Annotated in this window: 24 protein-coding genes; 11 read left to right on the forward strand and 13 right to left on the reverse strand. The window is 61.8% G+C overall.

The features are described 5' to 3' along the window. Window position 1 precedes the first annotated feature (1 nt). On the forward strand, window positions 2–997 hold the full coding sequence (locus BLW69_RS01180) for an esterase-like activity of phytase family protein (protein ID WP_244508717.1): 996 nt from the start codon (window positions 2–4) through the stop codon (window positions 995–997). Window positions 998–1,029: 32 nt separating this feature from the next. On the opposite strand, the gene BLW69_RS01185 is transcribed toward BLW69_RS01180, so the two are convergent. Further along, complete coding sequence (locus BLW69_RS01185; RefSeq protein ID WP_062461780.1) at window positions 1,030–1,671, reverse strand: queuosine precursor transporter; 642 nt, start codon at window positions 1,669–1,671, stop codon at window positions 1,030–1,032. 107 nt (window positions 1,672–1,778) lie between these two features. After that, a complete protein-coding gene (gene rpmB, locus BLW69_RS01190; protein ID WP_062461777.1) occupies window positions 1,779–2,081 on the reverse strand; it encodes a 50S ribosomal protein L28 in 303 nt (100 codons plus the stop codon). Window positions 2,082–2,337: 256 nt separating this feature from the next. Here rpmB and BLW69_RS01195 point away from each other — a divergent pair, with 256 nt between their 5' ends. From BLW69_RS01195 to BLW69_RS23075, 3 genes are all read left to right on the forward strand, one after another. Next, complete coding sequence (locus BLW69_RS01195; RefSeq protein ID WP_092659381.1) at window positions 2,338–3,114, forward strand: DUF3108 domain-containing protein; 777 nt, start codon at window positions 2,338–2,340, stop codon at window positions 3,112–3,114. Between the two features lie 28 nt (window positions 3,115–3,142). After that, window positions 3,143–4,030 carry an aromatic amino acid exporter YddG gene (locus BLW69_RS01200; RefSeq protein WP_092659383.1) on the forward strand — a complete coding sequence of 296 codons (888 nt, stop codon included), beginning with the start codon at window positions 3,143–3,145 and terminating at the stop codon, window positions 4,028–4,030. 227 nt (window positions 4,031–4,257) lie between these two features. Further along, window positions 4,258–4,383, forward strand: a complete 126-nt coding sequence (locus tag BLW69_RS23075) for a hypothetical protein (RefSeq protein WP_280141276.1) — start codon at window positions 4,258–4,260, stop codon at window positions 4,381–4,383. Between the two features lie 21 nt (window positions 4,384–4,404). On the opposite strand, the gene BLW69_RS01210 is transcribed toward BLW69_RS23075, so the two are convergent. Further along, on the reverse strand, window positions 4,405–4,821 hold the full coding sequence (locus BLW69_RS01210; RefSeq protein ID WP_092659387.1) for a cupin domain-containing protein: 417 nt from the start codon (window positions 4,819–4,821) through the stop codon (window positions 4,405–4,407). 4 nt (window positions 4,822–4,825) lie between these two features. Then, window positions 4,826–5,596 carry a hydroxyacylglutathione hydrolase gene (gene gloB / locus BLW69_RS01215; RefSeq protein WP_092659389.1) on the reverse strand — a complete coding sequence of 257 codons (771 nt, stop codon included), beginning with the start codon at window positions 5,594–5,596 and terminating at the stop codon, window positions 4,826–4,828. A gap of 88 nt (window positions 5,597–5,684) precedes the next feature. On the opposite strand from gloB, the gene BLW69_RS01220 reads away from it, so the two are divergent. The 3 genes from BLW69_RS01220 (at window position 5,685) to BLW69_RS01230 (ending at window position 8,579) form a co-directional block, all read left to right on the forward strand. After that, on the forward strand, window positions 5,685–6,446 hold the full coding sequence (locus tag BLW69_RS01220) for a class I SAM-dependent methyltransferase (protein WP_092659391.1): 762 nt from the start codon (window positions 5,685–5,687) through the stop codon (window positions 6,444–6,446). An 80-nt stretch (window positions 6,447–6,526) separates the two neighbouring features. Next, window positions 6,527–7,630, forward strand: a complete 1,104-nt coding sequence (hisC, locus tag BLW69_RS01225; protein ID WP_062581772.1) for a histidinol-phosphate transaminase — start codon at window positions 6,527–6,529, stop codon at window positions 7,628–7,630. A 19-nt stretch (window positions 7,631–7,649) separates the two neighbouring features. Further along, entirely contained in the window at window positions 7,650–8,579 is a 930-nt protein-coding gene (locus tag BLW69_RS01230) for a prephenate/arogenate dehydrogenase family protein (protein ID WP_092659393.1), read from the forward strand. Window positions 8,580–8,594: 15 nt separating this feature from the next. Here BLW69_RS01230 and BLW69_RS01235 read toward each other — a convergent pair whose 3' ends face one another. Then, a complete protein-coding gene (locus BLW69_RS01235) occupies window positions 8,595–9,599 on the reverse strand; it encodes a DUF2125 domain-containing protein (protein WP_062581776.1) in 1,005 nt (334 codons plus the stop codon). Between the two features lie 53 nt (window positions 9,600–9,652). On the opposite strand from BLW69_RS01235, the gene BLW69_RS01240 reads away from it, so the two are divergent. Next, entirely contained in the window at window positions 9,653–10,171 is a 519-nt protein-coding gene (locus BLW69_RS01240) for a gamma-glutamylcyclotransferase (protein WP_092660949.1), read from the forward strand. Between the two features lie 10 nt (window positions 10,172–10,181). Here the strand turns inward: BLW69_RS01240 and BLW69_RS01245 are convergent, their stop codons facing one another. From BLW69_RS01245 to ftsE, 4 genes are all read right to left on the reverse strand, one after another. Next, entirely contained in the window at window positions 10,182–10,976 is a 795-nt protein-coding gene (locus BLW69_RS01245; protein WP_092659395.1) for a lysophospholipid acyltransferase family protein, read from the reverse strand. Between the two features lie 82 nt (window positions 10,977–11,058). After that, window positions 11,059–11,793 carry a YdcF family protein gene (locus BLW69_RS01250; protein WP_062461744.1) on the reverse strand — a complete coding sequence of 245 codons (735 nt, stop codon included), beginning with the start codon at window positions 11,791–11,793 and terminating at the stop codon, window positions 11,059–11,061. A gap of 73 nt (window positions 11,794–11,866) precedes the next feature. After that, window positions 11,867–12,817, reverse strand: a complete 951-nt coding sequence (locus tag BLW69_RS01255) for a cell division protein FtsX (protein ID WP_062583035.1) — start codon at window positions 12,815–12,817, stop codon at window positions 11,867–11,869. Between the two features lie 118 nt (window positions 12,818–12,935). Then, window positions 12,936–13,595, reverse strand: coding sequence for a cell division ATP-binding protein FtsE (gene ftsE / locus BLW69_RS01260; RefSeq protein WP_062461741.1), 660 nt, complete (start codon window positions 13,593–13,595; stop codon window positions 12,936–12,938). A gap of 207 nt (window positions 13,596–13,802) precedes the next feature. Here ftsE and BLW69_RS01265 point away from each other — a divergent pair, with 207 nt between their 5' ends. From BLW69_RS01265 to BLW69_RS01275, 3 genes are all read left to right on the forward strand, one after another. After that, window positions 13,803–14,504, forward strand: coding sequence for a hypothetical protein (locus BLW69_RS01265; RefSeq protein ID WP_092659397.1), 702 nt, complete (start codon window positions 13,803–13,805; stop codon window positions 14,502–14,504). Window positions 14,505–14,545: 41 nt separating this feature from the next. Next, window positions 14,546–15,088, forward strand: a complete 543-nt coding sequence (gene hpt / locus BLW69_RS01270; RefSeq protein WP_092659399.1) for a hypoxanthine phosphoribosyltransferase — start codon at window positions 14,546–14,548, stop codon at window positions 15,086–15,088. Window positions 15,089–15,243: 155 nt separating this feature from the next. After that, the gene (locus BLW69_RS01275; RefSeq protein WP_062462002.1) at window positions 15,244–15,621 is read left to right on the forward strand and encodes a response regulator; all 378 of its coding nucleotides are present in this window, start codon (window positions 15,244–15,246) and stop codon (window positions 15,619–15,621) included. Between the two features lie 16 nt (window positions 15,622–15,637). Here BLW69_RS01275 and BLW69_RS01280 read toward each other — a convergent pair whose 3' ends face one another. From BLW69_RS01280 to argH, 4 genes are all read right to left on the reverse strand, one after another. After that, window positions 15,638–18,454 carry a TIGR02302 family protein gene (locus tag BLW69_RS01280; RefSeq protein WP_092659401.1) on the reverse strand — a complete coding sequence of 939 codons (2,817 nt, stop codon included), beginning with the start codon at window positions 18,452–18,454 and terminating at the stop codon, window positions 15,638–15,640. Window positions 18,455–18,590: 136 nt separating this feature from the next. Further along, window positions 18,591–19,859, reverse strand: a complete 1,269-nt coding sequence (lysA, locus tag BLW69_RS01285) for a diaminopimelate decarboxylase (RefSeq protein ID WP_092659403.1) — start codon at window positions 19,857–19,859, stop codon at window positions 18,591–18,593. 33 nt (window positions 19,860–19,892) lie between these two features. After that, the gene (locus tag BLW69_RS01290) at window positions 19,893–20,099 is read right to left on the reverse strand and encodes an LPS translocon maturation chaperone LptM (protein WP_062581790.1); all 207 of its coding nucleotides are present in this window, start codon (window positions 20,097–20,099) and stop codon (window positions 19,893–19,895) included. 92 nt (window positions 20,100–20,191) lie between these two features. Beyond that, the gene (gene argH / locus BLW69_RS01295; protein WP_092659405.1) at window positions 20,192–21,592 is read right to left on the reverse strand and encodes an argininosuccinate lyase; all 1,401 of its coding nucleotides are present in this window, start codon (window positions 21,590–21,592) and stop codon (window positions 20,192–20,194) included. Window positions 21,593–21,604: the final 12 nt, after the last annotated feature.

Raw genomic sequence — 21,604 nt, forward strand, 5'->3', positions numbered from 1 at the left:
GGTGAAGTCCTTGCGCGTGGCCGTTGCTGCGGCTCTGTTGTCGACCGTAGTGTTCGCTCTGCCGGCCGGTGCCGCAGGTCCTTATATAGAGGCGAGCGTCCATACCGTCTCCCGTTTCAAGTCGGGCTCTGACGCCACCCGTTTTGGCAAGCTCGAATTTCTGGGCGGGCTGCAGTTCTCCTCAAACGACAGCATGCTGCAATCGCTTTCGGCGATCCGATTCCGGCCGGACGGTAAGAGTTTTGTTTCGGTGCTCGATACCGGTCACTGGCTGACCGGGCAGATCGAACGGGATGCGGAGGGCCGTCTCTCGGGTCTCAGCCGCCTGCAGGTGTCGCCACTGCTCTACAGAGGCGGGCGGCCGAGGTCGAAGTTCCATTCGGATGCGGAGGGTCTTGCCCTGCGTAAGGGCGAGGCGGTGGTAAGCTTCGAGCAGCTGCACCGGATCGAGACCTATCCGGATCCTGGTTTCGAGGCTTCAGGCCCGACGCGCACCATAGACTTCGTCTTTCCCCGTAGGGAGTTGCGGATGAATGCCGGCATGGAAACGCTGGCACTCTCGCCTGAAGACAGCCCGCTAAAGGGCTCGCTCGTGACGGTGACGGAACACAGCCTCGATCAGAACGGCAACATGTTTGCGGCAATTCTCGAGGGACCGCTGAAGGGCGTTTTCAAGATCGTCCGTCACGACCCCTATGACGCGACCGATGGCGCATTTCTGCCTGACGGCGACTTTCTGCTGCTGGAGCGCCGTTTCAGCTTCCTCGGCGGCCTCGGCATGCGCATCCGCCGCTTCGACGCCGCACAGATCCGTCCGGATGCCCTAATCGACGGTGAGGTCCTGCTGGAAGCGGATATGACCTACGCGATCGACAATATGGAAGGTCTCGACGTGATCGAGGCGCCCGACGGCCGCCCGCATCTCATCCTCGTCTCCGACGACAACGGCAACTTCCTGCAGCGCAACCTGATGCTGGAATTTCGGCTCGCGGAATAAGAAAGGGAAGCTTCAGGCTCCCCTTGATTATGTCACACGGTCTTTGCAGTGACCTGCGGCATCGGCCGCAACACGGTCATCAGCGCGCCATAGGGCAGCAACAGCACGATTCCGACGAGGATCTTGACCACGAGGTCGCCGAGCGCCCAGGAAACCCAGCGCGGGGCTTCGGTCGAGAGTGCGCCCAGAATCGGAGACCAGCCGACGGCGAAGTCGTCATTGGCGCCGAGGAAGGCGAAGATCGGGGCAAAGGCCAGCGAGAAGAACAGCAGTGTATCAAGCGCCGATCCGAGCAGGGAGCCTGCCAGCGGCGCCTGCCACCAGGACTGGCGACGCAGGCGGTTGAACACCGAGATGTCCAGAAGCTGGCCGACCAGATAGGCGGTGCCCGAGGCGATGGCGATGCGCGGAGCGGATGCCCAGAGCGACAACGTTACGCCGAAGATAAAGCCGACCAGAACCACACGGCGTGCGATTGTCGTCCCGAACTGGCGGTTGGTCAGGTCAGTGACGAGGAAGGCGAAGGGATAGGTGAAAGCGCCCCAGGTCAGGAGATCGCCAAGGGCTACTCCGAAAAGGCTTCCTGTGACAGGGAACTGTACGAGGAAGTTCGAGGCGACGACGACCGCTGCCATCAGCAGGGCATAGATGAGGGTATAGCGTTTCGCTTGCATTTTTTTATCCTGGGGTATGCCACCAGTTGCGGATATGACCATGAGAAAGGGCTTGTCCGGTTATCCGGTCAAGCCCTCTTCAAAGCCGGTGGTGTCGAAGGTGCTGATTAAGCAGCAGCAGTCGCTGCTTCTGCAGTCTTCTTGGCAATCTGGCGACGCAGAAGACGAGCGCGCATGGACAGCTCAGTCTCGCTGGACTTCAGAAGGAAAGCGTCAAGACCGCCGCGATGCTCAACGGAGCGAAGCGCGTGAGCGGAAACCCGCAGACGGAAGCGCTGGCCGAGCGAATCGGAGATCAGAGTGACCTGGCACAGGTTCGGCAGGAACCGACGACGGGTCTTGTTGTTGGCATGGCTGACGTTATTGCCGGTCATTACGCCCTTGCCGGTCAGTTCGCATACACGAGACATGGGATACACCTTTGTTCTATTCTGCAATCGGAAGCAATTTCCGGGCAATGCCCGACATGCCGATCCAATTGGTCCTGATTGGAAAGTTGCGGTTCTATAGTCAGTGAGGTCCGGCGCGTCAAGCCAAAACCTTGCGTTTCGGACTCTCAAGGCGTCGCTTGGTGCTTTTGCGGCTGGCGCGTCGCTGTTTTCTTGCCATTATGGTCAGTCACACTCGTCAGGCAAGTCGCTTCCATCTCATCCGTCAGGGCCGTTCATGCTTTCTCGCACATATCTAGCCGTCGCACTGTCCTCTCTGGTGAGTTTCGGTGCCGCAACGCCCTCGATGGCGGCCGAAACCCGGCAGGTCAGCCAATACAGTATCACGCTCGGGATATTACCGATCGCGACAGCGAGCTTTTCGAGCGAATTCGACGGCGGGCAGTACAAGATCAACGGCACGTTCAAATCTGCCGGTATCGCCGATATCATCAGCAAGGTCTCGGCGGAAACCAGCGTGACGGGGCGCATCGATGGCCAGAAGCTGCAGGCCGACCGCTACAATCTTGTCTACAATGTCGGAAAGCGGAAGCGCGTCTACGATATCTTCTACAGCAATGGCAACGTGACGGAGACGAAGATCACGCCGCCGCCGCGTCGCAACCGGGAAAACTGGGTGCCGGTGACGGACAAGGATCTTCGCGCCGTACTCGACCCGTTGAGCGGGCTGATCTTTCCGGCGGATGCCAAGATCTGCCCGAACCGGTTGCCGATCTATGACGGTGAATCGCGCATGGATCTGGTTCTGTCACCGATGGGCACCAAGCCGTTTGCGGCGGAAGGGTTCAAGGGAGAGGCCATCGTCTGCTCGATCCGCTACACGCCCAAATCCGGGTTCCGTCGCGGGCGCACCGATATCGAGTATCTTCGCAAGACGCCGATGGAAATCTGGTTTGCCAAGGCCGATGGCGCAAATGTATACGCTCCTGTCTATGCCCGTATCCCGACCAGGATGGGGCCGCTCTACGTGACGGCCGTGAAGATCGGCGATTAGAAGATCGGCTTATGCCGAAGGAGGCATAGTGAAGATCCGGGGGACGCTGATCGGTTTTACGGCCATTCTGATGTGGTCGCTTTTGGCGCTGATGACGGCAGCATCCGGCAAGGTTCCGCCCTTCCAGATGAACGCGATGACGTTTGCGATCGGCAGCCTGCCGGGGCTGATCCTGTTCGCCTTCAGGCCGCAGCGCATCCGGTTGCTCAAACAGCCCGCCAAGGTGTGGATCATCGGGATCGGCGGATTATTCGGCTACCACTTCCTGTACTTCACGGCGCTGCGCAATGCGCCGGCCGTCGAGGCGGGACTGATCGCCTATCTCTGGCCGCTGCTCATCGTCGTCGGCTCGGCGCTCCTGCCGGGCGAGCGGCTGCGCTGGTACCACGTCGCCGGTGCGCTTGCCGGGCTTTGCGGCACGATTGCCATCGTTTCGCGCAACGGCCTGTCGTTCGACGGCGCCTATACGCTGGGTTATGGCACAGCCTTCATCTGCGCCTTCACCTGGGCGGGGTACTCGCTGCTGACCCGCAGCTTCGATCGTGTCTCGACCGACGTGGTGACGGGGTTCTGCCTCGCCACATCGCTGTTGTCGCTTGTGTGCCATCTGGCGCTGGAGATCACGATATGGCCGGCGGACACCAGCCAGTGGGCGGCGGTCGTCGGCCTTGGCCTGCTGCCGGTTGGCGCTGCCTTCTACGCTTGGGATTACGGCGTGAAGAACGGCGATATACAGGTGATCGGCGCCGCAAGTTATGCCGCGCCTCTGCTCTCGACCTTGATCCTGGTGCTTTCCGGCTTTGCCGAACCGGACTGGCGTATTCTCGCGGCCTGCGTACTGATCACCGGTGGAGCGGTGCTTGCTGCACGTGATATGCTGCGGCCGAGGAAACCAGTTCGGCTTCCGGTGGAGTAAGGTATGTCGGCGGCAGACAACGAACGCGTGAAGTATGTCGCCAACGCATTTGATCGTGCGTCAACGTCCTCCCTGACAGTCGGCGTCTTCGCGCCTATCGCTGCGGCGATCTATGCGCCGGCAAGCTCGGTCGGGAACTTATGGGTGCTTTCAATCGCCGGCCCCTGTTGGCTTTTCACGGCAGGCATACTACATTTCGTAGGAAGGTTCATTTTACGGAGGCTGCTATGACTGGCTTGCAGATCTATGCATTCATCGTTTTGCCGCTCTCGATCGCGGCGGTTGGATCTGCCTACGCGTATTTTTTCGTGAAGAGTGAAGAGCGCAAACGCAAGATTCCTCCTGCTGAATAAGCCGATCCTTTCCCGGCGCCCTTAACCCGGCTCCCAGCCAAGCGCTGCCATCTCGAAGCTCGCAAACTCGAATCCGGGCGCCACGGTGCAGCCCACCAGCGTGTAGGCTCCAAGCGGTTCTGCCGACTGCCACGCATCGGCCGGCACCACGGCCTGTGGCCGCTCGCCGTTGGCCAGATCCACACCGAGCCGGATTTCCTCGACGGTCGTTCCATCCGAGATCTTCAGAAGCAGCGGATCGCCGGCATAATAGTGCCAGACTTCCGCTGCATCGCGCACCCGATGCCAGTGCGATTTCTCGCCGGCCTGCAGCAGATAGTAGATCGCTGTCGAGGCGCCGCGCCCGGTGCCGTCGCCATCGCGAAACGTCTCCGCATACCAGCCGCCTTCCGGGTGGCGCTGCATGCCGAGTATGGTGATGATCTCTTGCGCAGTCATCGCTTTAGAAATTGTCCTTGCGCTTGCGGATTTCGGCAAACACTTCCTCGTTGGTTTTGCCTTCCATGATCAGGTTGCGGCGGATCGCGGGATCGGCGGGGCGCAGGAACGGGTTGGTTTCCTTTTCCAGGCCCATCATCGTCGGAATGGTGAACTTTCCGTCGGCGCGCAGTTCTTCGATCTCGGCGGCGCGGGTCTTCAGCCGCTCGTTGTCCGGATCGATCGTCAGCGCGAAACGTGCGTTGGAGAGCGTGTATTCATGGCCGAAATAGATCGCCGTCTCATCCGGTAGAACAGCTAGCTTCTGCAGCGAAGACCACATGTCGGCAGCGGGCCGCTCGAACAGGCGGCCGCAACCGAGCGCAAACAGCGTGTCGGCGGCAAACAGGATCTTGTCGTCCGGAAAATGGAAGCAGATGTGTCCGGCCGTGTGGCCCGGCGTTTCGATGACGCGAACGAGATGGTCGCCGAAATGGAACTCGTCGCCATCTGCGACCGCCCGGTCGAGGCCGGGGATCGCCACCGCCTCGTTGACAGGGCCGATGATCTCCAGTCCGAACTTCTGCTTCAGCGCCAGGTTTGCTTCCACGTGATCGGTATGGTGATGGGTGGTGAAGATGTGGGTGATAGTCCAGCCGCGGCGGGCGGCAGCGTCGATGATCGGTTTTTCTTCCGGCGCATCGATCGAAGCGGTCAGCCCGCTTTCGGGATCGTGCACGAGAACGCCGAAATTATCGCTCCGGCAGGAAAAAACTTCGAGTTCCAACGGCTTCATATTGCCTCACCTATTGCTCAAATCCACTTGTGGAACAATGTAGAGACTGGTGCCTTGAAGTCCAACCACCTTCAGCGAGCAATTTATCTTGTCCGTCGATATCGTCGATCTGCGTGAGTTCTATCATTCTGCCCTTGGCCGGTTCGCCGAGCAGTCGATCGTCATGGCGTTGTCGTCGCTCTGGGCGCGCCTGCCGGAGGAGCGTCTGGTCGGGCTTGGATACGCGGTGCCCTATCTCGATCACTTCCGGGCCGATACGGAACGCACCTTCGCCTTCATGCCGGCCGGGCAGGGGGCTGTGAACTGGCCGCCAGGCGAGCTTTCGAGTACAGCTCTGGTGTTCGACGAGGAGTTGCCGCTGCCGGACAGTTCGGTCGATCGCGTGCTGCTGGTGCATTCGCTCGAATTTGCCGAAAACCCGCGCGAGACGCTGAAGGAAATCTGGCGGGTGCTGGCGCCGGGCGGGCGCCTGGTGATCGTCGTGCCCAACAGACGTGGTGTCTGGGCACGCATGGAACATACGCCTTTCGGCTCTGGCCGGCCCTATTCGCGGGGGCAGTTGACGACGTTGATGCGCGAGACGAACTTCACGCCCGGGGCCAGCGCCGAGGCGTTGTTCTTTCCGCCGTCGAAGGCGAGGACCATCATGAAGATGCGGCAGGTGTTCGATCGTATCGGTCGCCGCTTCTGGCCGGTGTTTTCCGGCGTCATAGTGCTGGAGGCGCAAAAGCGGCTGTATCAGGGTCTGCCGGTGGCAGCCCGCGCGTCGAGACGTGTGTTCGTGCCGGTCATGGCACCGCGCGGCGTGCCGACGACGCGGACGCAGCCCGAGACACCCAAAGGCTCTTAAAACCGGCTCGACATTGGGCCTTTTGAGCTTTAATGCCTGAGCATACCCTGCCCACAGACATTACCGAGAAGGTCCAATCGATGAGCATCGTTGCGAGTGAGCCCGTTCCGCGTCCAGGCATTCTGGATATCGCCGCCTATGTGCCCGGCAAGGATCATGCTCCCGGCGTTGCGCGCGTGTTCAAGCTCTCGTCCAACGAAACGCCGCTTGGTGCGAGCCCCGCTGCGATCGAAGCCTTTCGTGAGGCAGCCGGTCACCTCGAACTCTATCCGGATGGCCAGGCCTTGGCGCTGCGCGAAGCGATCGGCTCGGTGCACGGGTTGAACGCTGCCAACATCATCTGCGGCAATGGTTCGGATGAACTGCTCGGCCTGCTGTGCCATGTCTATCTCGGTGCCGGCGACGAGGCGATCATCACCCAGCACGGGTTCCTGGTCTACAAGATCCAGATCACCGGTGCCGGCGCCAAGGCGATCGAAGTGCCGGAGAAGGATTGCACCGTCGATGTCGACGCGATCCTCGCGGCTGTGACGGAAAACACGAAGATGGTGTTCATCGCCAATCCGGGCAATCCGACCGGCACCTATGTCCCGGTTTCCGACATCCGCCGCCTGCATGCCGGCCTGCCGAAAAACGTCATCCTCGTTCTCGACGCGGCCTATGCGGAATACGTGAAGAAGAACGATTACGAGGCCGGTCTTGAGCTCGTTTCGAACAGCAAGAACGTCGTGATGTGCCGGACCTTCTCGAAGGCCTATGGTCTTGCGGCGCTGCGGATCGGCTGGATGTACGGCCCGGCCGCCATTCTCGATGCGCTCAACCGCGTCCGCGGACCGTTCAACCTGAATGCGCCGGCGATTGCCGCAGGTGCTGCGGCCATCCGCGATCGGGCTTTCGTCGAAAAGGCCGTCGAGCACAACACGCTCTGGCTCGACAAGCTGACCCACGCATTCGAAACGCTCGGGCTCAAGGTGACGCCGTCGGTCACCAATTTCGTGCTGATCCATTTCCCCGATGTGGACGGCAAGCGTGCGCCGGATGCCGATGCGTTCCTCACCAGCCGTGGCTATATCCTGCGGGTCGTCAAGGGCTATGGCCTGCCAAACGCGCTGCGCATGACGATCGGCTCGGAAGAGGCCAATCGCGGCGTTATCGAAACGCTCGGCGAATTTCTGGCACGCTGACAGCAACGGGACCGACATCATGACCCATCCGCAGTTCGATCGGATCGCTCTGATCGGCATCGGCCTGATCGGCTCATCTATTGCGCGCGACGTGAAGGAGCTCGGGCTCGCCAATCACGTCGTCATCTCGACACGCAGTAGCGAGACGCTGAAGCGGGCCGAAGAGCTGGAGCTTGGCACGGAATACACAGCCTCTGCAGCCGATGCGGTGAAGGATGCCGACCTCGTTATCGTCTCCGTTCCTGTCGGTGCGTCCGAAACGGTTGCCAAGCAGATCGCGGGCAGCCTGAAGCCGGGTGCCATCGTCACCGATGTCGGCTCGACCAAAGCTTCGGTCATCGCGCAGATGGCGCCGCATATGCCTGATGGCGTGCATTTCATTCCCGGTCACCCGCTGGCCGGCACCGAGAAGTCCGGTCCGGATGCGGGCTTTCCGGGTCTGTTTCGCGATCGTTGGTGCATCTTCACGCCGCTGCCGGAAACGGATCAGGCGGCGCTCGAGCAGTTGAAGGCTTTCTGGGTGGCGCTCGGTTCGCGCATCGACGAGATGGATCCCGAACACCACGACAAGGTGCTCGCGATCGTTTCGCATCTGCCCCATATCATCGCCTATAATATCGTCGGCACGGCGGATGATCTGGAAACGGTCACCGAATCGGAAGTCATCAAGTATTCCGCCTCCGGTTTCCGCGATTTCACGCGTCTTGCGGCCTCCGATCCCACCATGTGGCGGGACGTCTGCCTGCACAACAAGGATGCGATCCTGGAAATGCTGGCCCGGTTTTCGGAAGATCTTGCCTACCTGCAGCGGGCAATCCGCTGGGGCGAGGGCGACAAGCTGTTCGAACTCTTCAGCCGCACCCGCACCATCCGCCGCTCCATCGTTCAGGCCGGCCAGGATGTGGACGCGCCGGACTTTGGCCGGCACGCACTGGATGTGAAGAAATAAGCAGGTCTGTCTGCACTAGATCCGCGGAATTTCGCCGATCTGGATCAGCCCGCCCGCCAGAACTTTGCCGCGCCGGATGGTGATGTCGAGTGAGGCATTTTCACCACCTCCAAGCGCTGCCAGCATGTTTGCCGCGGTCTTGATGGTCGATGCGAGATCCGGAAACACTTCGCCGAGGCTCTGCTGCCACGCGTCGATCTTTTCCACGCGCAGTTTGAGCTTGCCTGACATGCGCCCTTCGTCATCGAAGGAGAAGGGGCCGGAGATAGTGGCAACCCGTCCCTCGCCGAGATCGGCCTTCAGGGAACGAAGCTCGCCCTTGGTATTGTAGAGTGCTGTACCGTTCGGATCGCTGCCGTCAATCATGCCGGCGCGACCGGCAAGCGTCACGTCCACGAGAGCGTTGAGCTTGGGCAGAAGCTCTGCCATGCCCTCGGCTGTCGTCGAGGTGCCGTCGAGCGAGATCGCGGCATCGAGATCGTCGCCGTTCTGGCGCAGATGGATTTCCGTCCGGTCGGTGGTGATGTCGAAGGGCTGGGTGTTCGTCGCGGAAACGACGCTTGCGCGCGAGCCCTCGATGACCATCGACGCCCGCTCGACGCCTTTCAGCTTGGCAGCGATACTGGATTGCAGCGATTTCCAGGTGGTGGATACGGAGAAGCCATGGCTGGTGCGGACTTCAGAGGGTGCGTCGAGTTCCCAGACGATGTGACCAGGCGCATAGACCTGGGCTGCCGAGCGCAAAGCGCCGAACGTGCCCGAAATGCCGTTTTCACGGTCATCCACCGTCACCTTGGAGCAGAACAGGCCTATACGGAAAGGATAGCCGCGATATTCGGCATCGGTGCATTCGGCGACGATGCCGCGCTTCTGCTGGCTACCCAGCAGTGCCAGCGTGTTCTGTTTCAGAACCGATGCGGCATAGAACCAGCCTGCCGTATAAAGGGCTATCGCCAGAATGACGGCACTCGCCAGGATCCATAGTTTTCTGCTGACGCCGCTTCGGCTTGACGCTGCCATGTTGTTCTCCCAAAGGTCTTTTCGCAAATCTCGATGACGGCATGGCGTGCGATATGGACGAATTTTGGGTGTTTGGCTACGGATCGCTGATGTGGAACCCGGGCTTTCCGTTCGAAGAGAAGGCGCAGGCCCGCGTTTACGGCTTTCGCCGGTCGCTGTGCATCTGGTCGACAGTGCACCGTGGAACGCCGGATCGTCCGGGTCTGGTCATGGGGCTCGACCGTGGCGGATCGTGCAGGGGCGCGGCCTTCCGGGTAGCTGGCGGCGAATGGGACGATGCGATCGAGTATCTGCGTCGTCGCGAACTTGTCACCAATGTCTATCTCGAAAAGATCGTGCCGATCACGCTGATGGACGGGCGGCAGGTGAAGGCCGTCACCTACGTCGTCGATCGTTCGCACCGGCAATATGCCGGTGCGATGGATGTCGAGAAAGCAGCTGGCATCGTGCGTCACGCGGCCGGCCAGTCCGGCCCCAACGATGCCTATGTGTTCAACACCGTCGAGCATCTCGCCCAGATCGGTATTCGCGACCTGTGGCTGGAAGGGGTTGCCGCAGCGCTTGCGGCCTGAAGTTCCCCGCTCAAACCGGCGTTTGTTGCGCTTTCAGTTCCGCCAGACGTTTCGACGCCGTCGGCGGCAGCGGCAGATGCGGGTTCGCCGCAACGGTCTCGACCAGCAGCTGATCGCTTGCCGTTTCCAGCGTTTCGATCAGGTGCTTGTAGAAGGCATCCGGCTGCATTCCCGGCTGGATGGCCGGCAGGATCCGGACCTTGAAATGGCCCGGATATTTCACCAGCTTGCGGCGTCCCCAGAACAGCCCCCAATGGGCGACGACCGGGACGACCGGAACCTTCGCATCGCGATAGATGCGGGCAATGCCGTAGCGATAGTCCGGCTCGGCGCCAGGCGAGCGACGGGTTCCCTCAGGGTAGATGATCAGCTGGCGGCCGCTTTCCATCTCTTCCTTGGTGCGCTTCATCACCTCGACCATGACCTTGCCGCGGGCACCGCGGTTCACCGGGATCATCCGCTGCCTGGCCAGATACCATCCGAACAGCGGGATCCACAGAAGCTCGCGCTTCAGGATATAGACCGGGTCGGGATAGTGGGGCATCAGCGCAAAGGTGTCCCACACAGACTGGTGCTTGGGCGTAAAGATGCAGCCGCCTTCCGGAATGTTCTCGAGGCCCTCGATTTCGAAAGTGGCACCGACGATCTTGCCCATCAGCCAGTTGCTGGACGAAGCCCAGCCCTTGGGGACGCTGAAGGCGGCCTTTCGCGAAGCCAGGAAGTAGTAGGGAGCAAACACGATCATCCGCAGGATCATGTTGGCGTAGAAGGCGGTATTGAACACGACGGAGCGGATGAGAAGCATGGAGCGGGCTTTCTTGCAGACTGCCCGTTGCCTACACGAGAACTCGAGCGGATAAAAGCGCGAGATCGACGGCCTGCTCAGATCAGGGAGATTTTTTCGGCACCGACCCGGTCGAATCGCCGTCGGTTCGAAGGCCGCTGCCCTTCTGCATGCCCACCCAGTCGCGAATGGTTGCCAGCACCACCTTGACGTATTCCGACAGCATCGTGCGCAGCGTATCCGGCTCGGCGAACCAGGCGCGGCGGGCGAGATCTGCATTGATGACCGGATAGGGAATGAATTCCGTCGCGGGATCGGCGCGGCGTAGTTCGTGCAGACTGCGCAGCATGTGGTAGTTGTTGGTCACGACGAGCACGGATTTGTAGTCTTTGTCGTGGATCCAGCGGGAGATCTCGTTGGCATTGCCGATTGTATCGATCGCATCATAGCCGATATCGACGCAGCACTTGAAAAGGTCGGGCGAGGCCTGCGTGACCTTGCGGATCTGCGTTGGCGTGGTGGATGGATGCGCGCCGGAAATCAGAAGCCGCCTGCCGGCCCCGTCGCGCAGCAGACCGAGCGCCTGTTCTATGCGCAGATATCCACCTGTCAGAACAACGATTGCATCGGCCTTGACGCCATCGGGCGCTCGCAACGATGTGACCGCGTCCGCGAACCAGAGGAAACCGCCGACGACGATCGCAACGCAGATGAACGCCACCATGACGATCCGTCTTGCTATTCGTCTAAACGTGCTCCGGCGCGAGAGCAAAGCCCTTCGTCTCCGGTCCGAAGTCCGGTCGTCCGTCACATCGGGAGGGGTCTGGCCGAGTGTCATGATTTCGTTGATAGACCTAGATTTCGTTGTCGCCTAGTCCCACAACGGGTTCACTTCAAAAAACACGTGCGGGTTATGATTTCGGCGCGCCATCCGCCCGTGCCGGATCGGAGCGGATCAGGTCGATCTCGTCGATCGTTTTCATCACCGTCAAGCGGGCTGTCAGCGTCGTCAGAAGGGCGATCACGAGGATCGTCGCAAAAATTCCGAGATAGCCTCCGAATCCGATCGTGAAGGAACCGAACAGGGCTGTCGCCTGCTCGCTCTGGGGCGTCGCGCGCGAATTCGACTGCCACAGATTGGCGGCCGCAAACAGCAGTGCCGCCAGCGCGCCGCCGGCTGCCGATCCCTTGATGCTGATCTTCAGGAAATGCTTCTGGAATTCGCGGGCGACGAAACCGCTTTCGGCGCCGACGAAATGCAGGACTTCGATGATATGCCGGTTGCCGGACAGGGCGCCGCGGGTGGCAAACACGACGGTCAGGATCATCGCGGTAAAGACGAGGATCAGCACACCCATGCCGATCAGCACCGTCGTGCGCGCCATCGAGACCAGCCGGTCCACCCAGGTGCGGTGGTCATCGAGAAAGGCTTGCGGCACCTCGGTCTTCAGGAGGTCGCGCATGGCTGCGAAATCGGGCGGGTTCTGCTCGTCGATCGTGATGATCACCAGCCGCGGCACGGGCAGGTCGGCAAGGTCGAGGCCGGTGCCGAGCCAAGGTTCCAGCAGCCGCGCGGTGGCGCTGTCATCCATGATCGTGCCGTCCCGGGTGCCGACAAAGGTCAGTGCGACATCGCGCGCCTTCTTCAGCGCCGCATCCATGTCGAGGCCATCGTCCGGCTTGATCTGGATGGTGATTTCGCGGGCGATCTCGCTCTGCCAGCCGGCCGCGGTGGCGCGCACCATGCTGACCCCGCCGAGCGTCAGGCATGCGAGGAAGGCCATGATGGCGATCACCACCATCAGCGCATTGCCCTGGATATTGGAGGGAGGCAGGATCGGGGCCGTCGGGCGCACGCGCATCGAGGCGCGGCGCGGACCCTGGTCGTTCGCTGTCTCGGCGCCTTTCTCCTGCCAAGCGTTTGCCGGTGCCGGGGCTTTCTCCGTCTTAGCCGGTTTGGTCTTCTTGGGAGGGCGCGGCTCATTCATAGATATCAAGCCGCCCTTCGGTGAGGATCATCCGCCGTGCATCGACCTGATCCATCAGCGCCAGATCGTGCGTCGCGATGACGACGGCGGTGCCGAGCCGGTTGAGCTCGAGGAACAGGCTGAGCAGCCGGCGGGCCATGGGCGGGTCGACATTGCCGGTGGGTTCGTCGGCGAGCAGGATTTCCGGACGGTCCATCAGCGCACGGGCAATCGCCGCACGCTGCTTTTCGCCGCCTGAAAGCACCGCGGGCAGCACATTGATGCGCTCGCCGAGGCCGACCCATTTGAGGAGCTCGATCACGTCATTGCGATAGGACGCCTCGTCCTTGCCGCGCACCCGAAGCGGCAGGGCGACGTTCTCATAGGTGGTCAGATGGTCGAGCAGGCGAAAGTCTTGGTAGACGATGCCGATTCGCCGGCGCAGCATCGGCAGCTCGCTCCGCGGGATCTGCGACAGCTCGCGGCCGAACATGCGGATGATGCCGCGGGTGGGGTAGAGCGAGGTGAACAGCAGGCGCAGAAGCGTCGTCTTGCCGGCACCGGACGGGCCGGTCAGGAACTGAAATGACCGTTTCGGGATGTCGAACGTCATGTCCCGGAGAATCTCCGGGCCCATTCCATATCGCAACCCAACATTTTCGAAATGAATCAACGGAAGACCAAATCCCTGAACCCTTCAGATTCGCACCTGACCATCTCTTAACGATGAAGGTAAACGAAAGGTAAAACGCCGGTCGAAAAGGGCTTATTTCGGGCGCTGTTTGCAAACGGTTAACCAATCGAATTTACGACTAGGGGGGATTCGTTTCAATGGCCGCCTCTTTCGATATCGGGGGACAAGCGGCGCCGAAGAGGTCCGATGAACACGTTCAGCAGCCGCGCCGGCAAGACGATTGTCCGCATGGACATCCTGCCGCCCGAAATCACAACAGGCCCCAAGGGCCGGGTGAAGGCGCGTGGTCCCGTGGTGGATGCGCAGTTCGTGCCCGTGACTGATGGCGGGTGGCAGCGGTCCAGACCGCGTTCGCACAACGACAATTCAGACAACAGGACCAAGAACCGGTCGACCGGTAAGCCTGCAGAGAGGGTGAGGTCCGGTGCTCCGGCCTCGGTGCTGAATGGCTTCGTCGGCAAGGTCGAGCGCGTGCTGAGTACGCTTTCGGCCGATCTGTTCTGCGCTCTTGTGGCTGCCGCTTTCGTGCTGGTGTTTGCGAGTGCCGGCGGCTTCTCGTTCCTGTTCAACGAGAGCGGAGAAGCCCAAGCCGAGCCATCGCTCGATATCACTCACATCACCATGACGCCACGCGATGCGGATGGCATGCGGGTTCTACTGATCAACGGAATCGTCGAGAACCGGACCAGTAACGCAAAGACCATGCCCGCGATCCGGGCCGAACTGATGGCCGGCGACACGCTGGTCGCCTCGACGTTGATTGCCCCGCCGGCTTCCGCCATTGCTGCCGGCCACAGCCGCGGGTTTTCTGCGCGCGTGCCGCATCCCGGCGGAAAACTCCCGGATTTGCGCCTGACCTTTGCGGAACGGGATGCGTCCCGCCTCTGATTGTGCTATCGCGGCGCTTCCGATCTATCAGGAGTATCCGTATGCCCGTCGTCCGCGGCAAAAACATCGAGCCGCTTTTCACTGCCGAACAGATCGCCGTGCGCAATCACCAAATCGCAGCGCAGATCGCGACCGGTCCCACGAAGGATCTGCTCGTCATCGCCGTCCTCAAGGGCTCGTTCATTTTCGCAGCGGATCTTCTGCGCGCGCTGCATGAGACGGGCCTTGCACCAGAAGTGGAGTTCATCACACTTTCGAGCTACGGCACCGGCACGGTCTCGCAGGGCGTTCGCATCGTCAAGGATATCGACAGCGACGTGAAGGACCGCGATGTTCTTCTGATCGACGACATCCTGGAATCCGGCCGCACGCTGAAATTCGCCAAGGAACTGCTCTATGAGCGCGGCGCCCGCCATGTTTCGCTGGCCGTTCTTCTCGACAAGAAGGTGAAGCGCAAGGAAGAGCTTGAGGCGGATTACGTCGGCTTCGAATGCCCCGACTACTTCGTCGTCGGCTACGGCATGGACGTCGCCTACGCGTTCCGCGAACTGCCTTTCGTCGGCGTCGTGACTGGCGACGCGTGAGTTGATTTTGGTTCGGATGGGGGCAGAAATCTGCCGCCATCCGGTCGCAAGGTGTTAACCATGGCGCGGTTTGAGCCTCGCCTGTTTACTCCTCGACAACCAAACTCTGGTGAATTGCTCCCGGATTGATACACAAAATGGGAGCGATGATCGCTATGGCCAAGATCCTTATTACCGAGGATGAACACACGTTGCGCATGTTTGTTGCGCGCGCTCTCCGGATGGATGGCCATGAGACGCATGAGGCCGGCGATGGCGCCGAAGGCCTCGAAAAGCTCGAGCAGGGCGCGTTCGATCTTCTGCTTTCCGACATACGCATGCCTGTCATGGATGGCATTGCGCTGGCGCACGAAGCCGCCGCCCAGTATCCCGACATGAAGATCCTGCTGATGACCGGCTATGCCGAACAGCGCGAACGCGCCGATGACCTGTCGTCGAAGATCGTCGATGTGGTGCAGAAGCCTTTCGCATTGCCAGAAATCCGCAAGGCTGTCGCCATGGCGCTTGCCGTGCAGACTTCCTGCGCGGCCTGATCTCTCGCAGGTGGATTTAGCGGATCTCGAGCAGCCGCTCGAGATACTGCCGCTCGGCATCGCCTGATAGGGCGTTGCCCAGCTTCTCGCGGATCGCATCGAGGATCTCGCGGGCGCGCTGCACGTCGATTTCGTCGGGCACCTTCACCTGATCGCCAAAGTCCGGACCTGACGTCGCACGCGGGCGCCCTAGGGGATCGCGACCGTTCTGGCCGCCTTGGTTGGCCATGCCCTGTCCCTGGCCGTCCTGCTGGCCTTCGCCTTGGCCCTGGCCCTGGCCCTGCTGCATCGCCTGCATCATCTGCTGCATCATGCTCTGGGCGCCTTGGCGAAGCGCGTTAAGTGCGTTGCCCTGGCCTTCGACGGCCTGTTCGCCCTGGCCGTCACCGAGCGCCTTGCCGGCGCTGCCCATTTCACTCTGGGCCTCCCCGAAGCCTTGGCCTGGGTCCATGCCCATGCCCTTCAGCGCCTGCTGTAGCTCGCCAAGCTGTTTGCCGAGGCCTTCCTGCTGGGCACGCAGGTTCTTCAGCGCCTCACGCAGCTGCTCGGCTGTCATCTGGTCGGTATTCTGTTCGCCGCCCTGGCCGTTCTGGCCCTGACCTTGTTGGCCCTGCTGCCCGCGCTGTGCCTGCTGGCCTTGCTGACCCGGTTGGCCCTGCTGACCCGGTTGGCCGTTCTGGCCCTGCTGCTGCTCGCCCTGTTCGCCGCTCTGCGGATCGGGGTCGCCGCGCTGCATGCGATCGCGCAATGCCTGGTCCAGCTTGAATGTCTGGTCCATCAGCCGCTGCTGTTCCTGCATGATCTGGCCGAGCTTGTCGATCTGCTGGCGCATCTGGCTGTTTTGCTGCTGCTGCTGGCCCTGCTGACCGCGCTGCGGGCGTCCTGCCTGCAGGTTGTTCATCATCCGCTGCATCTGCGACAGCATTTCCTTGGCCGCGTCACGATTGCCGGATCGAGCGAGGTTTTCGATCTGGTCCATCATGTTCTGCAGGTCGCGCTGGCGAATGACATTCTGCGCCTGCATGTTCTGCTGGCCCGGCGGTGCGTTTTGCATGCGCTGCGCGAGCTCGTTCATAAACTGCTGCATCGCCTCGCGCAGTTCCTTCATGAGGGCAGCGATTTCCTGATCCCCGGCACCTTTCTCGAGCGCGTCCGACAGATTGCGCTGGGCATCGCGCAAACGGCGTTCGGCGGCGGAAAGATCGCCGTCCTCGATGCCGAGCGCGATTTCCCAGAGGTAGTCGGCGGCGTCCTTCAGCTGTTCCTCGTTGCGGGCAATCTTCATGCGCTCGCGGGCCGAGCGGATTGCCAGGAAGTGGCCAAGGTTCGGAATGGTCTCGTCGGGACGGATCGCCAGCGCGTCGTTGAGCTCGATCGCGCGCGGCACCTGGCGCGTGTCGAGCGCGAAAACCTGGCGCTGTTCGGCAACGGCTGCCGCCAGCGGTTCCGAGAAGCCGCGGCCCGGCATTACCATTTCATGGGCGGGGCTGCGGCCGGTCTGGCCTGCGCCGTCCTTGGCAATCAACGTAATCCTGACCCGCTTTCCGGCCAGCGGATGCTCGACCAGGCTACGGCTGGTCAGGGCCTTCACCTCCTGGCCGCGGTTCTGGCGCGGCAGGTCGAGGCGGTATTCCGGCGCCGGGTAAAGCGGCGTGGCCGCCGGGTCGACAGGGCCGACAGGCTCGATCAGCGCATGGGCTTCCCGAATGCCGTAATCGTCCTTGCCGCGGAAACCGATTTCCAGCGCGCCATTGACGGACCGCTTCGGCTGGCCGTCGAAGGCGATCTCCGGGGGGCGGTCGGGAATGACGTCGAAGGTCCATGTCTGGCCATTGACGGTGAGTTCGCCGCTTTCGTCCACATTGAACGCATAGCTGCGCGGCGGCACCGTCTGTGCGGTGTGCGGCTGACTGACGGGTGGCTGCGGCTTTGCCTGCTGGCCCTCGGGCAATGGCGTGCCTGGTGCGTTACCTTGTGCCTGCTTGCTTGCGTCTTCAGCCGCCTTGCGCGCTTCCTCGGTGATCAGCGTCAGCGGCTCTCCGCCGGATTTCGGCGTGAAGACGACCGCTTCCTCGCCCTCGCCACCGGTTACGCGCACGGTCAGGCCCGAATTCTGCGGCACAGATGCCGTGTTGCCGGCCGTATCGCCCGCGGCTGCGGGCGCCGTGTCGCGGCCGGTCAGGAATATCGGGGCGCGGCCGGTGTAGGATGGCGGCGTCAGCCAGGCGTCGATGCGAAGGTCCGGGTTGGTACTTGCAGCCAGTGGTGCCGGGCGGAAGGCGTCCGCGGGCGAACCGCCACCGTTCGAGAAGGAATAGCCGAGCGCCACGGCAAACACGAGCGCCGGTACGGCGCGCAGCGCGAACCGGTCATGGCTGGCAATATCGGGCCGCGGCATGCCCGTATCGAGCGCTGCGATCCGCTCGGCCATGCGGATCTGGTGTTCTTTCCAGAGCGCGCGGGCAAACGGTGTCTCGAACGCCGGCTGGTCTTCCTGCACGGCGACGGGCTGGTGCGGCAGGCCGTTGCGATCTTCCAGCAACCGATCCGCATCGGCCGCATCCGGCCAGCGAAGCCGTGCCAAAGGAAGGAGAGAGGTCAGGAACGCGAAGGTGAAAAAGCCGAGCAGAATCCAGCGCAGAAGATCGGGCGTTACGCGAAAAAGGCCGAACCATGAGACGGAGAAAAACAGGGCGACGACCGCGAGCGGGGCCAGAAGCTTCGGCAGAAGGCGCTCGGAAAACAGCACGAAACGGGCAAACGACCGTTTCAGCGCAACGCGTCTTGCGAGCGCCGGATGTGTTTCGAAAGCACCTTTGCGGATCAAGCTCATGCGGTCCGTCTCCGATCGTGGCGGCCCAAATCAAGCTATCAACATAACAATGTTTGTGGCGAAGACGAGGGCGGCGACATGCCGGCCCCGATATTTCCAAGCGGTTTGCCGCAAAAGTGAACGTCTCTGCGCCGGTCTAGCCAAGCCAGGCGGGCACGGAATCCAGGCCGATCAGGTCCTCGTAGGAGCCGCGCGGGCGGATCACATGGAACTCGGAGCCCTTCACCAGCACTTCCGGCACCAGCAGGCGGGAATTGTAGGTGCCGGCCTGAACGGCGCCATAGGCACCGGCAGAACCGACGGCGATCAGGTCGCCGGGCTTCGGTTCGGCCATCTCGCGGTCGAGCGCCAGATAGTCTCCGGTCTCGCAGACGGGACCGACGACATCGCCCTTGATCCGCGGCGCGTCTGCCGGCGGCACAACGACCGGGCGGATCGAATGATAGGCTTCATAGAGCGTCGGGCGGATGAGGTCGTTCATCGCGCCATCGACGATCACGAAGGTCTTTTCGCCGCCATCCTTCACATAGATGACCTCGGTCACCAGGATGCCGGCATTGCCGACGATCAGGCGGCCGGGCTCGGTGACGATCTTGCAGTCGAGCGTGCGCAGCTGCCGCTTGATCGTTTCCGCATAGGCGTCGGGCAGCGGCGGCGGGGTGTTGTCGTCCTTGTAGGGAATGCCGAGACCGCCGCCGACATCGACGTGGCTGATCGTGTGGCCATCGCCGCGCAGGACATCGACGAGTTCGCGCAGGAGCCGGTAGGCATCCTCGAACGGCTGGAGCTCGGTGATCTGGCTGCCGATATGCATGTCGATGCCGGTGACTTCGATGCCGGCAAGCGTTGCCGCATGGGCATAGACGTCACGGGCCCGGTCGTAAGCGATGCCGAACTTGTTTTCCTTCTTCCCCGTCGAAATCTTGGCATGGGTGCCCGCATCCACATCCGGGTTGATGCGGAAGGAGACATGCGCGCGCTTGCCGACTTTGAGAGCGCGCAGGTTCAGCACTTCCAGTTCCGGCTCGGATTCGACGTTGAAGCAGTAGATCCCGGCCTCGAGCGCCAGATCCATTTCGGCAACGGTCTTGCCGACGCCCGAAAACATGATGCGGGATGCGGGAATGCCGGCCGCCAGCGCGCGCCGCAACTCGCCGCCCGAGACGACGTCGACGCCGGCGCCGAGCTTTGCCAGGGTTTTGAGGACTGCCTGGTTGGAGTTCGCCTTCATGGCGTAGCAGACCATCGCATCCACATCGGAAAACGCCTGCGCGAACACCTTGTAATGGCGCTCCAGCGTGGCTGTCGAATAGACGTAGAATGGCGTGCCGACGGCTTTTGCGATTTCCGGGATGGCGACGTTTTCGGCGTGAAGGACGCCGTCGATGTAGTGGAAATGATTCACGTCAAAACTCGGAAAACTGAAGGGGTCTGGGAACTACAGAAGCGGGTCGAGGACGAACGGCCGCTCGGCAACCGGTTCCTTGTTGGCGTCACCGGGTTTGCTGCTCTTGCGGATGTTCTGCTGTTCGACGGGCGTGCTGGGGCGGTCGAGGTCGCCCTTGCGGCCGCAACCGGCGACAACGAGGCTGACGACGCCCAGGATCAGGCTGACATGGGCGATTTTCACCAGGGATTTCGACATTCTCTTCCTTCTCCGGCACGGTCACGCAGACTTCATAGCGAAGTTCCGCGCGCTTGTGCAGTATCCTTGCCGCTTCATTCGTCGCGCAGGCGTCAGTTTCTCTCGCGCCACCAGGCGATCTGCTTGCGCACCTCGGAGGGAGCCGTACCGCCGAAACTGACGCGGCTGGCAACCGAGGCATCCACCGAAAGCACGTCGAAGACCTTGTCGGTGATGGCAGGGTTGATCGCCTGCAGTTCTCCAAGGGAGAGCTCGGAAAGGTCGCAGCCCTTCTTCTCCGCCAGCGCGACGGCATGGCCGGTCGCATGATGGGCTTCGCGGAAGGGCAGGCCCACTTCGCGAACCAGCCAGTCGGCTAGATCGGTCGCAGTGGAGAAGCCGGCACCGGCAGCGGCGCGCATCTTGTCGGCGCGGATGGTCATGTCGCGCATCATGCCGGTCATGGCGGCAATCGCCAGTTCCAGGTTCTCGGCGCAGTCGAACACCTGCTCCTTGTCTTCCTGCATGTCCTTGGAATAGGCGAGCGGCAGACCCTTCATGACGGTCAGCAGCGCTACCAGCGATCCATTGATGCGGCCGGTCTTGGCGCGCACCAGTTCGGCGGCATCCGGGTTCTTCTTCTGCGGCATGATCGAGGAGCCGGTCGAAAACGCGTCGGACAGGCGCACGAAGCCGAATTGCGGCGTCGACCAGATGACGATTTCTTCGGCAAGACGCGACAGATGCACGGCGCAGATGGCAGCAACCGACAGGAATTCCAGCGCGAAATCGCGGTCGGAAACGGTGTCGATCGAGTTGCGGGTCGGTTCGCGGAAGCCGAGGGCCTTTGCCGTCATGTGGCGGTCGATCGGGTAGGGCGTGCCGGCAAGCGCTGCGGCACCGATCGGGCTTTCGTCGAGATGTTCGATCGCATGGCGAACGCGGGCGCGGTCACGGCCGAACATTTCGACATAGGCCATGCAGTGATGGCCGAAGGTGACCGGCTGCGCCGTCTGCAGATGGGTGAAGCCGGGCATGACCGTATCTGCATGCTCTTCGGCGCGGTCAAGAAACGCGGCGATCAGGCCCGTCAGCATCTTCTCGGTCTTGACGAGCTCTTCCTTGACCCAGAGGCGGAAATCGAGCGCGACCTGGTCATTGCGGGAGCGGGCGGTGTGGAGGCGACCGGCGGCGGGACCGATCAGGTCTGCCAGCCGCGCCTCGATGTTCATGTGAATGTCCTCGAGCTTGCGCGAGAACTGGAACTGTCCGCTTTCGATCTCTGACATGATCGTGTTCAGGCCGGAAACGATCTTGTCTTTATCTTCGTGCGAAATAATGCCTTGTTCCGCCAGCATCGTCGCATGGGCGATCGAACCGCGGATATCCTGGGCGAACAGCTTCTTGTCGAAACCGATCGAGGCATTTATCTCCTCCATGATCGCATCCGGCCCGGAAGCGAAGCGTCCGCCCCACATCTGGTTGGAAGATGTCGCGTCCTTCGTGTCGGCCATGAGAATTCAGTC

Origin of the sequence: Rhizobium sp. NFR12 (assembly GCF_900108545.1) — a bacterium.
GTDB lineage: Bacteria > Pseudomonadota > Alphaproteobacteria > Rhizobiales > Rhizobiaceae > Neorhizobium > Neorhizobium soli.

Coding starts and splice junctions, on each gene's coding strand:
- BLW69_RS01185 (WP_062461780.1), bottom strand. CDS start 1,671: ATGCAAGCGAAACGCTATACCCTCATCTATGCCCTGCTGATGGCAGCG.
- rpmB (WP_062461777.1), bottom strand. CDS start 2,081: ATGTCTCGTGTATGCGAACTGACCGGCAAGGGCGTAATGACCGGCAAT.
- BLW69_RS01195 (WP_092659381.1), top strand. CDS start 2,338: ATGCTTTCTCGCACATATCTAGCCGTCGCACTGTCCTCTCTGGTGAGT.
- BLW69_RS23075 (WP_280141276.1), top strand. CDS start 4,258: ATGACTGGCTTGCAGATCTATGCATTCATCGTTTTGCCGCTCTCGATC.
- BLW69_RS01210 (WP_092659387.1), bottom strand. CDS start 4,821: ATGACTGCGCAAGAGATCATCACCATACTCGGCATGCAGCGCCACCCG.
- gloB (WP_092659389.1), bottom strand. CDS start 5,596: ATGAAGCCGTTGGAACTCGAAGTTTTTTCCTGCCGGAGCGATAATTTC.
- hisC (WP_062581772.1), top strand. CDS start 6,527: ATGAGCATCGTTGCGAGTGAGCCCGTTCCGCGTCCAGGCATTCTGGAT.
- BLW69_RS01230 (WP_092659393.1), top strand. CDS start 7,650: ATGACCCATCCGCAGTTCGATCGGATCGCTCTGATCGGCATCGGCCTG.
- BLW69_RS01235 (WP_062581776.1), bottom strand. CDS start 9,599: ATGGCAGCGTCAAGCCGAAGCGGCGTCAGCAGAAAACTATGGATCCTG.
- BLW69_RS01240 (WP_092660949.1), top strand. CDS start 9,653: ATGGACGAATTTTGGGTGTTTGGCTACGGATCGCTGATGTGGAACCCG.
- BLW69_RS01245 (WP_092659395.1), bottom strand. CDS start 10,976: ATGCTTCTCATCCGCTCCGTCGTGTTCAATACCGCCTTCTACGCCAAC.
- BLW69_RS01250 (WP_062461744.1), bottom strand. CDS start 11,793: ATGACACTCGGCCAGACCCCTCCCGATGTGACGGACGACCGGACTTCG.
- BLW69_RS01255 (WP_062583035.1), bottom strand. CDS start 12,817: ATGCGCGTGCGCCCGACGGCCCCGATCCTGCCTCCCTCCAATATCCAG.
- BLW69_RS01265 (WP_092659397.1), top strand. CDS start 13,803: ATGAACACGTTCAGCAGCCGCGCCGGCAAGACGATTGTCCGCATGGAC.
- hpt (WP_092659399.1), top strand. CDS start 14,546: ATGCCCGTCGTCCGCGGCAAAAACATCGAGCCGCTTTTCACTGCCGAA.
- BLW69_RS01275 (WP_062462002.1), top strand. CDS start 15,244: ATGGCCAAGATCCTTATTACCGAGGATGAACACACGTTGCGCATGTTT.
- BLW69_RS01280 (WP_092659401.1), bottom strand. CDS start 18,454: ATGAGCTTGATCCGCAAAGGTGCTTTCGAAACACATCCGGCGCTCGCA.
- BLW69_RS01290 (WP_062581790.1), bottom strand. CDS start 20,099: ATGTCGAAATCCCTGGTGAAAATCGCCCATGTCAGCCTGATCCTGGGC.
- argH (WP_092659405.1), bottom strand. CDS start 21,592: ATGGCCGACACGAAGGACGCGACATCTTCCAACCAGATGTGGGGCGGA.